Here is a 12,782-nt window from a genome sequence, read left to right on the forward strand (position 1 = left end):
CGATCGTTACTCGCGCGACTTGATCTGGGGATGCTCGATCGTCACCGACGCGCTGCCGCCGTTGTTGGCGTAGAACGTGCCGTAGACCGACGGCAAGCCCCAAACCGCGTCGTTGACGAAGATGAAAACCTCGCCATCGCTGCGCGGCCTGAACCTGGCCTCGTAGAGCGAGCTCCGCCCGGGATCGACCGGCTTGATATCGAGGACATGCTCCTCTCCGCCCTTGGCCCCGATCCGGATCACCGGAGCGAACCAGCTTGCAAAGACGACCCGGCGGAACGGCAGCCCGAAATACATCGGCCAGGACATCTTGCTGAAGCCGAAGCCGCGAGGATCGGTCGCGATCGTCTGGTCGCTCCAGCCCTCCTTCACGTCGATCGTGATGCGGTAATCCTCGTCCCGCACCACCGCGACCTTCGTCGGCATGCAGATCTCGCTGGTCGCAAAGTTGACCTGGCCGGAGCCCGCCCCGGCGCCTCCGCTGCCGACGCAAAATGCTCCAAAGGAATCGGCCACGCGGAACGCGGTCTGGCTGGCCAATGCCAGCAAGATCAGCAGGATCAGGGCGGCGAACAGCGACGGCAGGCCCTGGTGTTTGGACCAATAGAAGAAGATCCTGTAGGCTGGCTGGGTGCGTATCGCGTAAGCGACCGTATCGAAAGCGCCGGGAGTCACGGAGCGCGACATCCAGATCATCCGCATGACGTCGCGAATTCTTGTTTGCAGCCAACCGCTGACGAATAGCAGAACCGCCACAGTGACCCCGCCCAGTACGAGAAAGCCTGGTGCGGCGTTGTAGGCTGTCAGCCACGGAGCGACCATCGACGGCAAAAACGCGCCTGCAAGCGCAATCAGCGGCCGCAGCAGAACCAGCGGCGTATCCGCGCCGAGCGTCGGATGATCGAGCAACGGCACGGCCGCCAGGGCCACGGATGCGAACACTGTCAGGAAATAGACGATGCGCCGCAGCCAAACCATATTCCAGACCGTGTGGGTCTGCAGCTGATGACGCGGCGGCTCCGGATCGCCCGGATCATTCGCTGCGAAGAGATCACCCGCCTTGTCAGTGACCTGATAGGCGGCGGGCAGCATGACCGGCACGTAGCCGTCGGTCCCGACGCTGAATGGCGGCGCGGGAGTCGGCTTTGCGGTCGCCTCGATCCGTTGAAACACGGCTTTGTGGATGATGGGGTCCGGCTGCCACAGATAGGGCGTGCCCGGCTCCAGATCCTTCATGACCGCCTTCTGTTCGACGCGGCGCTCCGGATCACGGTTGATCAATTCACCGAGCATGTACTCGATATCGCCGCTGAACGACGGCTTGTACGGCAAGGCGGTGCTGAGTTCGTGCACGTTGCGCGGCTTGTAGCGATAATAGCCGGCGAGCCCGTGGCGTGAATCGTTCAGCTTGTCGAAACGGTCGGCCATCGATCGCACAAGCTCGAGCTGAGGCGGATTGTACAGCAGCCCGAACGGCGCGGCGCGGTCCAGCATCCAGCTGAGCGTGAAATACGACAGGCCATCTTGCGGATACCCGCCGCCGATATCGGCGTGAACGCCGACGAACCAGACCTGGCTGAGCCGGCGATTGTCGATCGGCGTCAACCTGCCGCGCCATTCGTCCGTAACGTCCGCGCTCCACCCCTGCTGCATGTCACGCAGCTTTTGGGTGTCGAAATTGCGCACATAACGCTCGTCCCAAAGCACAGGCCTGAATGCGTCTCGCTCATCCTCGAGCGCAAGCGCGTGACAGGCGCGGTGGATCTTCGAGCTCATGAAGCGATCGGGCATCGACAGTGGCCAGTACCAATAGTCGATCGCACTGACGATCTCCTCGATCGGCCCGCCATATGCATCGACCGTGTCCCACAGACCCAGGAAGTGGATTTGCGGGACACCGACCTGATCATCTTTTTCGTATTGCGGAATGCCCCGCAGATGACGATAGATCCTGATGCAGCCGTCGCGCAGGTTGCGCAGCGGCGTGACCAGCCCCTTCGTGATGCTGAACCGCCTCCGGTAACCCCGGTAGGCGTCGGTCGCGTAACGCGCGAGCGCAATCTCGTCGCCATGATACGGGACAAGACCTTCATTCGCGATCAGGCCTGCGACAACGCGCATGGTGAAGGCGCCCCGGCTGAAGCCGAAGCCGTAGATGCGGTCACCCGGCACATAGTTGCGGCAGCAGAAGCTGTAGATATCGATGACGTTCCGCTTCAACCCGAAGCCGAAAATGCCGCCCAGGATCGCGAACAGCTTGAACGAGGATGTCCCGATGCCGTTGTCGTAATAGGCAATCTGCCGCTGCGCGTCCGACAGGTCGAGCGTCTGGAACATTCGCCAGACATTGGTCTTCAGGACTTTGGCGGAGCTGTTTCCCGTTCCGTCGGAAAGGAGGACAATATTCTTTGGCATGGATGCCTTGCCTGAAAAACTGGAAAAGCAGCATGCTTGCCTGAAATTGCTTTTCAGGCAAGGTACAATCACAGAGAGCAGATAGGGAAATCCGCTGGAAAATCTCTCCAGCGTGGCAAACCAGGCGATCGCCGAGCAAGACTGCGGCGTCTCTCGTCAGCGCGGCTGCTGTTGCGTTGTGCAGTGAATTCCGCCGCCGCCGGCGGCGATGCCGTCGATGTTGAGCTGGATGATCTCCCGGTCCGGAAACAGCGCGCGCAACGTGTCGCGCGCGTTGCGGTCCGCGGTCGCGTCACCGAATTCGGGAGCGATCACGGCGCCGTTGCAAACGTAGAAATTGATGTATCCGGCGGCGAAGTCCTTGTTGACCTTTGGCCGCACGGTCGACGGCCCCTGCAGCACCACGACCTCCAGGCGCCGGCCGTTCGCATCAACAGCGCCGCGCAGGAGTTCGAGGTGCCGCCTCGTCACCGCATGGTCAAACGACGACGGGTCGATCTCCAGTCCGGCCACGACAACGCCGGGACTGGCAAAACGTGCGTAGAAATCGGTATGCCCGTCGGTGATGTCCTTGCCGGCAATGCCGGGCAGCCAGATGATCTTCTCCAGCCCCAGCAGGCGAGACAATTCGGCCTCGCATTCGTCCCGGGATACACCCGGATTGCGATTTGGATTGAGGACGCAGCTCTCGGTGATGATGGCCGTCCCCTCGCCGTCGACTTCGATCCCGCCGCCTTCCAGCACCAGGCCGGCCTTGATGAACACAGCCTTTGCGGCCCGGGCCACGTTCGCGGCGACCTCGGCATCGAGCGCATGGCGTTGCTTGTTGCCCCAGCCGTTGAAGTTGAAACCGACGGCGCCGAGTTGGCCCGACGGATCCCTGACAAAAGCCGGCCCGGTATCGCGCATCCACACGTCATCGATCGCTTGAACGACGAGGCTGACCGAGGGGCCGCACAGCCGCGCGGCGATCTCCTGGTCCTCCTCGCGCACCAGCATGTTGACGCGTTCATAGGCCGCGATCGCCTTGGCAATGCCAGCGAGATTTTCCCGCGCGACCGGCAGCAGCTTGCCGCCCCAGATCGCGGCGCTGGCGCCAAAAGCCATCCAGGTCGCGGCATGCGGAGCGCCCTCGTCCGGCATCCGCCAGTTCGCATGATCCCGCGCCAATTGATCCACGAGCGTTCAGGCCGCGATGGCCATCCCTGTTTATCACAAGGTAGCGCAGTTAGCCCCGCACGCGTGGCCAATTTGGGACGCCCGGAGCCGCGGGGCTCTAGCGAGCGCCGTCCGCCTCACCCGCCCCCACCATCCGCGCCACGACGCGGTCGCGCCTGACGAAATGATGGAAAGCGACCGCCGCGAGGTGCAGCACGATCAGTGCGAGCAGCACATAGGCAAAGAAGATGTGGCGATCCTCATAGGCATCCGCCGCCGCCTTGTCGGGCGAGGTGATCTGGGGCACGTGAAACAGGCCGAAGAAATCAGAATAATTCTGCGCGCGGGCGCCGGAATGCGCCCAACCCAGCATCGCCACCAGGATGGTGACGGCATAGAGCGCGCCGTGACTGACGCGGGCGGCGATCCGCTGCCAGGAGGGCGTGTCGGCCGGCAGCGACGGCGACGGGTTGACGCCGCGCCAGACCAGCCTGAGCACCGTCAGCAGCAGCACCAGATAGCCGATGTCGGCATGGATCGACCGGTAGAAGAACTTGTCCGCCCGCGCCGGGATGTGGTTCATCCACCAGCCATAGGCCAGCATGCCGATGATGGTGATGCCCAGCACCCAGTGGAACGCGCGGGCAAGCGAGCCCCAGCTCGCTGTGGTATTGCGGATCATGGTGGATTGGTCCCCAGGCGGCCCCGTTTGGATTTCGCACGTCGCAGCAATAGCTTGCCGTGATACTTGCAGGTATCTGCCAAAGCCATATGAAATTCCCGCCCTTCACCGCCTTTTGTCGGCCCAACTCGCCGGATAGCCAAAAACAACTGAATGGTAACCCCGGTTCGGATAGAATTTCCGCGTGTCCAATCCCCCAACCATCCTTGTCTTCGATTCCGGCCTCGGCGGCCTCACCGTGCTGCGCGAGGTCGTCCGCGCCCGGCCCGACGCACATTACGTCTATGTCGCCGACGACGCGTTCTTCCCCTATGGCCACCACAGCGAGGACGAGATCGTCGCCCGCGTGGTGCCGCTGGTCGGCGAGCTGATCGAGGCCCATGCGCCCGATCTGGTCGTGATCGCCTGCAACACCGCGTCGACGCTGGTCATGTCGCATCTGCGCGATGCTTATCCCCTGCCCTTCGTCGGCACGGTGCCGGCGATCAAGCCGGCCTGCGCCTCGTCGAAAACCAGGCGCGTCTCGGTGCTCGGCACCAGGGGCACCGTGAAGCGGGAATATACCCGCAAGCTGATCTCGGACTTCGCGCAGGGCTGCGAGGTGACGCTGGTCGGCTCCGGCGAGCTCGCCTCGTTGGCGGAGGCTGCGCTGAGCGGCGAGAGGGTGCGCGACGAGGACATCGCGGCCGAGCTTGCGCCCTGCTTCGTCGGCGATGGAGGTAATGACCCCGCCCGCACCGACACTGTCGTGCTCGCCTGCACGCATTACCCGCTGCTGCTGGAGCGGCTGACCAGGCTCGCGCCCTGGCCCGTCGACTGGATCGATCCGGCGCCGGCGATCGCCCGCCGCGTCGCCGACCTGCTCGGCCCGGCCGGCTCGGAGAGCGACGAAGCCGGTGCCGAGATGATCTTCACCTCAAAGCGCCCGCACAGGCTGACAGAGGCGCTGACGCCATTCTTCGGCGGCCGCGTCCCGGCCTGATCCTTTTCGCGGTCACCATGTGCTGCTAGCTTCCCCTCGCCTCATCGAGGGAGCACTGCATTGACCTCAGCACCGCTGCCGCCGCTCAACCGCCTGCGCAAGGCGTGGCGCGACAAGCGCCCGACCTTCGGCGCGATCGCGACCATACCGAGCATCCAGACCGTACAGATCATGGCGCAGTCGCTGGACTGGATCATCGTCGATCTCGAGCACGGTCCGATCGATCTCGGCACCGCCCATGCGATGATCGTCGCCACCTCGGGCACACCCTGCGTGCCGATGGTGCGGATCGCCGCCAATGAGCCCTATCTCGCCAAGGCGCCGATGGACATCGGCGCGCTCGGCATCAATTTCCCGATGATCTGCAACCGCGGCGACGCCGACAAAGCCGTGCGCAGCGTGCGCTATCCGCCGAACGGCGACCGGCTCTGGGGGCCGTTCCATGCGCCGTTCCGCTGGGGCGTCTCGATGATCGACTACATGGCGACCGCCGACGACGACATGATCTGCATGATCACGATCGAGCATGTCGAGGCCGTCAACCGCATCGACGAGATCATGGCGACGCCGGGCGTCGACCTCGCGGTGATCGGCCCCGGTGATCTCGCCACCTCGATCAACAAGCGCGGCCAGATTGACGATCCCGAGGTGCAGGAGTTGATCAAACGCGCCGAGGCGGGCATCATGAAGAGCGGCGTGCCGATCGGCGGCGTCGCGCGCACCGCCGAGCAGGCCAATGCGATGATCGACCGCGGCTACCTCGCGCTCGCGCTCGGCTTTGACTGGTCGCTGTTCCAGCGCGGCATCGCCGCCGCGTTCGCCGGGATCAAGCGGTAAGAAAACGCTAGACTGTCGCGAGGTAAAGGCTCGGATCGAAATATTGCGTGGCCGGCGTTGCAGGCGCGATCGAGACCTCGGTCAGGAAGAAGTCGCTGACCTGCTGCAGCCATCGGGCCACGGAGCCGTCGGCATAGAGCCGTTTCCACTCCCGCGACGAGAACATCTTCTGCGCGGCCAGCGCCTCCTCGATATCGGCGATCGTGGCCTGCGGATAATGCTTCTTCTGCAACGCGCCGGCCACCGCCTTGCCGTTGCGCAGCATGTGGTCGTTGGCGTCGGCCCAGCCGCGGATGATCCGGGCGAACACGTCGCGGTTGGCGGCAAAATAATCCTGGCGGGCGACCCAGCCGCCGACGACGGCGGATTGCGGATAGTAGGCGGATGCGTCGACCAGCTTGACGGCGCCGGGCGCCTTTTCGCGCACCGTGATATTGAACGGAACCCACAGCGCGACGGCGGGCACTTCGCCTGCGATGAACGCGTTCACCGCCGCGGACATGCTGCTGTTTGCGATTTCGACGTCGGCCGGCGCGAGGCCGTTGGCGCGCAGCGCGCGATCGAGGAAAATGTGGGCGGTGGTCATCCTGGTAGTCGCAATGCGCTTGCCGCGCAGGTCGGCGAATGTCGTGACGCCCTTGTCCGGCCGCACCCAGAGCTGAGCGGTCGCGATCTCGATATCGTTGACAAGGAACGCGGTGTAACCGCCGCGCGGCAGCAGGCTCGAGATGACGCCGCCGGCCGAGAGCACGTCGAGCTTGCCGGCAGCCATCGCCTCTACCACCTCGAAACCGGTGTTGAACTCGACCAGATCGAAATCGATCCCTTCCCGGTCGAACGAGCCGCGGTCGAGCCCGGTGAGGATCTGGCCGTCGACGGCGACGACGTGGAGATAGCCGAGCCGCAGCCGGGCTCGCTCGCGCGCGATCGCAGGCGTCCCGAGCGCCGCGGCACCGAGCGCTGATCCGATGAGAAAGAGCCGTCGACTGGTCCTGCGAGACAATAGCCTGGCCCCGACCCGCATCTCAGTGCACCGGATGATCGAGCAGCGGTTGCGGGAAGATCCCACGCAGCCGTTCGGCGTGGTATTGCGCGACGCCGTCCCCGGGATATTCGGCCAGGAAGTCGGCAATGTGCAGCAGCGCGGTGGCGGGCTCGGCGCCGCGGATCGCAGCGTAGACGGCCTCCCAGCACGCGCAGAACGTCAGCTCGGAATCGCCGCGCGCGCCGCGGAGCTCGTAGACGGTGATCGCCTCGGCAAAGCCCTTCGGCCGGATCTGGTCGACGCTGCGGAACGCGAATTTGTGTTCGGCACGCGCCCGCACCGCGGCGCTGACCAGCACCTGCGTGCCATAATTCTTGTTGAGGCCTTCAAGCCGCGAGGCGAGATTGATGGTGGCGCCGAGCGCGGTGTAGTTCATGCGGTCGGCGGAGCCGACATTGCCGACCACGGCGTCGCCGAGATGCAGGCCGAACCGTGTGGTGTAGGCCGGCCAGCCCTCGCTGCGGAACGCCCGGTTGAGCTCGGCGTTGCGCTGCAGGCAGTCCAGCACGGCCTCGCAGGCGTGAATGACGTGATCTGGATCCTGGTCGGGCGCGTTCCACAGTGCCATCACGGCGTCGCCGATAAATTTGTCGATGGTGCCATGGTGTTTCATGATCGCCTCCGACATCGCGGCGAAATAGCGCGAGGTGAAGATCATGACCTGCGACGGATCGGCTTTCTCCGTCTTCGCGGTGAAGTCGGCGACGTCGGTGAACAGCACCGTGACCTCGCGCCTGACGCCGCCGAGCTGCAGCGAGGCGCCGGACGCCATCAGCTGGCGCACGATCGGCTGCGGAATGAAGCTGGAGAAATTTCGCACGACGGTGCGCATCGTGAACACCGAACGGCCGAGCTCGTCGAGCTCGCCGATCGCCGATCGCATCCGCGGCCGGTCGGCGAGCTGAAAGCGCTGGATCTCGTCGGTCTGCCGCGCCAGCTCGCGCAGCGAGCGGGCGAGCAGCGAGCCGAGCCAGAATGCGAACGGCAGCATCGCGGCCACAAAGCCGAGCGCGATGGCGAACAGCGCGCGTCGCTCCGAGATGATCTGGGCAAAGAATTCATCGAGCGGGGCGACCACCGCAAGGCGGATGTTGGCCGTCCCGGCGGTCTCGATGCGGTGGAAGGCCGCCACCAAAGTCCGCCCGTCGGCGTCGGTGAAGAACTGCTGCGCGCGTCCGTCGCTGCGCCAGGACTGGATCGCCGCGGACAGGCCGGGAAGCTTGAGGGCGTCGATCCGCGGCAGCGCGTCGCGGCGTTCGGCCATCAGATCGCGCATCTCGGGATGGCCTACGATCCGGTCGGCGTCGTTGAACAGAAAGGCCAGCCCGGATTTGCCGAGCTTTTGCCGGCTCAGCATCTCCTCGAGCCGGTTGAGCAGGAGGTCGGCGGCCACCACGCCGCGGCGGCCCTCCTTGAGCGGAATGCGCAGCGTGTAGCCGGGCTCGCCGGTCGCATAGAACACATACGGCCCGGTGAGCAGCGTCTTGCGATCCTTGAAGGCCTCGACATACCAGGGCCGCTGCCGCGGGTCATAGCTGTCCGGCCCCGCCACCTCGCCGACCTGGATCAGGTTCTCCGACAGGAACAGCGTCACCGGCGCGGCCGCAGCAGCACCGGTGCGGGCGATCACCACGACGCGATAGACCGCGTCGGCGTCGACATTCAGCGCCGCGCGGAATTGCGGTTTGGCGCGGTCGATGACGTCCATCTCCAGGAACGAGCCGTCTTCGTAGCCGACATAGAGATTGAAGATCTGCGGATTGTTGCGCAGCATCGAGGCCAGCAGGGCGTAGAGCCGGCTGTTGTCGGCGATGTCGGCCTCCTGGATCGCCGGCAGCCCGGCCAGGATATCGAGATTGTCGCGCACATTCTTGAACTGCGCGTCGATGCGGTCGGCGCCGAGCTGCCCCACCTTGTCGATGAAGGTGCTCGCGGCCATCTGCGTGATCGACGAGACCCGCCTGAAGCTGAGATAGACCAGCGTCAAGCCGACGACCAGCACGGCGGCGATGAACACCGCGATGATCGAGGTACGGAAACCGATCCGAACCGGCCTCCGGCTGGTCGCACGCACGTCACTCATCGGGCTTGTTGTCCGCCTCCCCTAGTACTTCCGAACGATCGGCTTCGCCGGCGCGGTTTCGGGTGGCGCTGGCGAGATCGCGAAGGTGACCCATGTGCTCCAGCCGCTCGGCCGGTTCTCCGTCGCGAGATCCTTGTAGCCCTTGAGGTTCAAGTAGCCTTGGTAGCCTTCGGACAGGTTCGGAAACAGGAATCCAACTTGCGGGCCGATGCCGACCGTCATGCCTCTGAAGCCTCCGAGGACCGCGCCTGGACCACTGTCGTCGGTCAGCTGCTGGAAGTAGTAGCCGACAGCGCCGATCTGGAACGTCTTGGTGAGGAATTTCGAGGCCGCCCAATCGATATGGAAGTCGATGCCGTTCTGGTACTGCAGATCCCGGTTAGAGGCGCTGTAGGTCAGGCCGGCGACGACGGAGAACTCGTTGCCGGCCTTGGGGTCGAAATAGGTGTAGCCGGCGCCGGCATCGATGGCGGCGAAGCCGAGACTCAGGTTGGCAAGGCGATTCGCATCGTAGGTGCCGCTCGGGATGTTGCCGGTGACGTAGACCATCTCGTTGTGGACGCCCTGGTTCCATTTGAGCGTCCCCTGATAAAACACGTCGGCGAAGGTGGTGCGGTTGTCGGTCCGGACGCCCGAGACGGTGTTGCCGAGCGGGCCCGTCAGCGTGGCGCCGACGCCGACGCCGACGTTGCCCGGCGCGCCGAGGATCGTGAGCGCCGCCTGGCCACCGAGCACCGGCAACGCCGAGGTGTAGGTGATGCCCTGGACCAGGGCGTCGGCATGATCGGTGAGGCCGACGGCCACCGCGCCACGGCCGCCGCCGGGAAGCACGAAGTTGGCCCCTCGGCCGCCGCTCGACTGCAGATGCAGGTAGATCGTGGCATAGGACCATCCCGGCACCGCTGGCGCGGCGGCAAGACTTCCGAATGCGCCGGGAAGCCAGAAGCTCAATCCACCGGCATCGGCCAACGCTGTGCGCGGCATCGTCGCCAGCGCCAGTGTGCCAACAATGCCGAGTACGGCGCACCCGTGATGTTTGACCATCGTCATCCCGACCTCCCCACTTCGTTCACCACAGCGTAGCGGATTCGCGTGCGCCTCAGCTCACCGCCTTCGCCTCCGGGAATTTCCACTTCCCATTCAGGATCTCCGGGTGCGGCCGGTAGAGCCGGACCGTGTAGTTCCATCCCTTCATGATCGGCAGGCAGTTCGGCAGCTTGCCGTCGCAGCCGCCGAACTGAATCGCGATCGAACCATCAGCGGATTTCTTCGCCGTGATGTTGTTCAGCGTATACGCATCGTAGGGATTCTTCTCGAAGTATCCTTTCGCGTTGTAGACGCTGATCGACCAGAACGCGTCGACGGGAACGTCCCTGACGGTCAGCTTGTAGACCGTGGTGCCGTCGTTCCTGGCCGGCGTGATGCTGAGATAGGACGCGTCCTTGTCGGGGTTGCCGCCCCAGCCGGCAGCGGTTGCGATCAAGTGCCTGACAGGGTCGACCTGCCCCTTGGGTCCGAACGCGTGCGCAAAGCCGCCCGTATAGTCGTTCAACGCCAGAAGCGCATCGCGGATGCCCTTCTGGCTGGCCTGGTCCCAGCTCGGCAGTTCGAGCTTGCCGGGTGCCTTCTGGTCGACCTTGATGGCATCCTGCAGCGCATGCACTTGCGCGAGGTCCTTCGGATCGTTCGGATCGACCAGCGTACGAATCCCGGCCACCACGTAGCGCGTGCCGACATTCTCGCGCGTCAATTTGCGTTTTCCGGCGCCGTAATACACCGCGGGCACGTAGTGATCCTCGTTGATCACTTGCAGCGACATGAAGCGTTTGCCGGGATCCGGCATCGTGACCGTCACCGGACCTGCGTCGAGGTCGAACACGCCAGATGTATAGAGCGTGTCGCGATTGAGCCGGATGACGGACTGCTTGTCGATGCTGGCCGGCTCGCGGCGGTGGCTGAGCTTGCCAAGGCCGGCGTCCTTGACGAGGTTGTTCATGTAGAGATCGGACTCGGCACGGGCGAAATTATCAACTGTCACCGGGACCGGCGCTTGTGCGAATGCAGACGAAACCGCAAGGCAGGAACCGGCAACCATCGTAAGCAAGAAACTGACCTTCATGGGAATGCTCCGTTGCTGATTCTGACGCGTCATCGCGTTGACCCGCCAACCGTGGCGGCGAGACGCTCGACGTCAGGCAGTTTCCAGCTGTGATCAAACAGCGCTTTCGTTGGCGCATAGGCACGGAACATCAGCTCGAACTTGCGCGCCGGATCGGTCGGCACCCAGTTGGCCTCCTTGCCCACCGGCGCGGCCGGGGCGAAATAGACATCGACCGAACCGTCGGCGTTCCTCTGCATGTCGGCGATCTGGGACGAGCGGCTGGCGCGTGACATATTCTTGATCAGCGCGTGGGTCTGCCGATCGTACGCGGTGACGGACCAGTATTGCTCGACCGGCGCATTGGGCGGCACCGTCAGGCGGTAGGTCCCGCCCCCCTCGAACGCCCGCCCATCCTTATCCCTGATCGAGATCAGGTAGAACTGGCCGGCCCCAAGCCGCTTGATCCCTATGTAGGCATAGCTGTAGGCCATACCGCGACTATCGATCGGATATACGTCTGGATCGGCGTAACCTTCTTGAGCCGCCTTGACGATGTCGGCCGGAGCCGGGAGTGTCCAGCGGCTCGTCTCGGAGAAGAACGGCGGGAGTCCGGCGTCGTACTTCGCCTCGAGCAGAGCACCAGCTTCGCGCGCAGCCGACGTCAGCAAGGCCCTGGTAGCGTCGCTTGGACTGAACGGCTTGCCCTTTTCGATGCCGACCGTCTTGAGCGGATCGATCATCGCCCGGTCGCGCTGCAGCCACGGCTCGTTCTGCACGATCCGATCGAGATGCTCGAAGAAGCTCGCGTCATAGCGGATCGTCGAGTCGTAACCAATGTCCTTGACGTCGGTGAACACGGTCGGCGGAGGGTTGTCCGCCTGCGCCAACGGATAGATCTTCAGCTGCTTGCCGTATGCGATCGACCTGACGACGTCGTCGGCGCCATGGCTCCGAAGGTTCGAGCGCAGCAACATGTAACCACCGAACGTGTCGGATTGCAGCGCGATGTAGCCGTCGGGCGCCTTGCCCGTGTATCCCGGCGGCAGGATCAGATATTTTCCACCTTTGCCCTTGTCCGCACCAAGCAGCCCGGCGTCTTCCAGCGGCATTTGCCAGACTGTGACGATATTGCCGTTGAACGAGCCATTGGCATCACCCGATGGCAGATCGAGCACGACCGGACCATCCTTGGTGTTGAAGAACACCATGAAATAGAGGGCATCGGGATTGGGCGTCAGTGTCTGATTGTGCCAATCCAGCGGTCGCCCCCAATAGATGGCTTGTCCGACCTTCCCGGCAGTCTTGCTTAGCATTTCCTGAAGCATGAGATCGTAGTTCACTGCAGGCATCGCCCAGATCACAGCTTCAACTGCGCGGCGGTGAACATTGCGTGCAGCGATATCGTCGCCCGTTTGGGCTTGCGCGGCCACGATCGAGAGCATGAGCGCAACTCCTGCCGTGAGCAAACGTCTCATGATG

The 12,782-nt window shown here is 64.1% G+C and carries 10 protein-coding genes; 2 read left to right on the top strand and 8 right to left on the bottom strand.

What is annotated here, in order from left to right; genetic code table 11:
- Positions 1 to 6 precede the first annotated feature (6 nt).
- The 3 genes from G6P99_RS30215 to G6P99_RS30225 form a co-directional block, all read right to left on the bottom strand.
- Positions 7 to 2,415: a DUF2235 domain-containing protein gene (locus G6P99_RS30215; RefSeq protein ID WP_165124442.1), complete on the bottom strand. Its 2,409-nt coding sequence runs from the start codon at positions 2,413 to 2,415 to the stop codon at positions 7 to 9.
- A 156-nt stretch (positions 2,416 to 2,571) separates the two neighbouring features.
- Positions 2,572 to 3,558: an agmatine deiminase family protein gene (locus tag G6P99_RS30220; protein WP_051346339.1), complete on the bottom strand. Its 987-nt coding sequence runs from the start codon at positions 3,556 to 3,558 to the stop codon at positions 2,572 to 2,574.
- A 133-nt stretch (positions 3,559 to 3,691) separates the two neighbouring features.
- Entirely contained in the window at positions 3,692 to 4,255 is a 564-nt protein-coding gene (locus G6P99_RS30225; protein WP_029081637.1) for a cytochrome b, read from the bottom strand.
- 184 nt (positions 4,256 to 4,439) lie between these two features.
- Between G6P99_RS30225 and murI the strand changes: the two genes are divergently transcribed.
- Together murI and G6P99_RS30235 are read left to right on the top strand one after the other, a co-directional pair.
- Positions 4,440 to 5,237: a glutamate racemase gene (murI, locus tag G6P99_RS30230; RefSeq protein ID WP_029081638.1), complete on the top strand. Its 798-nt coding sequence runs from the start codon at positions 4,440 to 4,442 to the stop codon at positions 5,235 to 5,237.
- 60 nt (positions 5,238 to 5,297) lie between these two features.
- Positions 5,298 to 6,074, top strand: a complete 777-nt coding sequence (locus G6P99_RS30235) for an HpcH/HpaI aldolase family protein (RefSeq protein WP_165124445.1) — start codon at positions 5,298 to 5,300, stop codon at positions 6,072 to 6,074.
- 7 nt (positions 6,075 to 6,081) lie between these two features.
- Here the strand turns inward: G6P99_RS30235 and G6P99_RS30240 are convergent, their stop codons facing one another.
- Genes G6P99_RS30240 through G6P99_RS30260 form a run of 5 tightly spaced genes read right to left on the bottom strand, consistent with a single transcriptional unit; the run spans position 6,082 to position 12,778 of the window.
- A complete protein-coding gene (locus G6P99_RS30240; protein ID WP_246709659.1) occupies positions 6,082 to 7,077 on the bottom strand; it encodes an ABC transporter substrate-binding protein in 996 nt (331 codons plus the stop codon).
- Positions 7,078 to 7,099: 22 nt separating this feature from the next.
- Positions 7,100 to 9,202 (bottom strand): adenylate/guanylate cyclase domain-containing protein, encoded by a 2,103-nt coding sequence (locus tag G6P99_RS30245; RefSeq protein WP_029081642.1) that lies wholly within the window; start codon positions 9,200 to 9,202, stop codon positions 7,100 to 7,102.
- Positions 9,203 to 9,223: 21 nt separating this feature from the next.
- Positions 9,224 to 10,252 carry a SphA family protein gene (locus tag G6P99_RS30250; protein ID WP_165124451.1) on the bottom strand — a complete coding sequence of 343 codons (1,029 nt, stop codon included), beginning with the start codon at positions 10,250 to 10,252 and terminating at the stop codon, positions 9,224 to 9,226.
- A gap of 49 nt (positions 10,253 to 10,301) precedes the next feature.
- On the bottom strand, positions 10,302 to 11,321 hold the full coding sequence (locus G6P99_RS30255) for a DUF1254 domain-containing protein (protein ID WP_165124454.1): 1,020 nt from the start codon (positions 11,319 to 11,321) through the stop codon (positions 10,302 to 10,304).
- A gap of 29 nt (positions 11,322 to 11,350) precedes the next feature.
- Positions 11,351 to 12,778 (bottom strand): DUF1254 domain-containing protein, encoded by a 1,428-nt coding sequence (locus tag G6P99_RS30260; RefSeq protein ID WP_029081644.1) that lies wholly within the window; start codon positions 12,776 to 12,778, stop codon positions 11,351 to 11,353.
- Between the last annotated feature and the right edge of the window lie 4 nt (positions 12,779 to 12,782).

It is taken from the genome of Bradyrhizobium sp. 6(2017) (genome assembly GCF_011058295.2).
GTDB classification, from domain to species: domain Bacteria; phylum Pseudomonadota; class Alphaproteobacteria; order Rhizobiales; family Xanthobacteraceae; genus Bradyrhizobium; species Bradyrhizobium septentrionale.

What these genes read in the sequence shown, in the direction of transcription:
- G6P99_RS30215 (WP_165124442.1), bottom strand. Translation starts at nt 2,415, where the DNA reads ATGCCAAAGAATATTGTCCTCCTTTCCGACGGAACGGGAAACAGCTCC.
- G6P99_RS30220 (WP_051346339.1), bottom strand. Translation starts at nt 3,558, where the DNA reads ATGCCGGACGAGGGCGCTCCGCATGCCGCGACCTGGATGGCTTTTGGC.
- G6P99_RS30225 (WP_029081637.1), bottom strand. Translation starts at nt 4,255, where the DNA reads ATGATCCGCAATACCACAGCGAGCTGGGGCTCGCTTGCCCGCGCGTTC.
- G6P99_RS30245 (WP_029081642.1), bottom strand. Translation starts at nt 9,202, where the DNA reads ATGAGTGACGTGCGTGCGACCAGCCGGAGGCCGGTTCGGATCGGTTTC.
- G6P99_RS30250 (WP_165124451.1), bottom strand. Translation starts at nt 10,252, where the DNA reads ATGACGATGGTCAAACATCACGGGTGCGCCGTACTCGGCATTGTTGGC.
- G6P99_RS30255 (WP_165124454.1), bottom strand. Translation starts at nt 11,321, where the DNA reads ATGAAGGTCAGTTTCTTGCTTACGATGGTTGCCGGTTCCTGCCTTGCG.
- G6P99_RS30260 (WP_029081644.1), bottom strand. Translation starts at nt 12,778, where the DNA reads ATGAGACGTTTGCTCACGGCAGGAGTTGCGCTCATGCTCTCGATCGTG.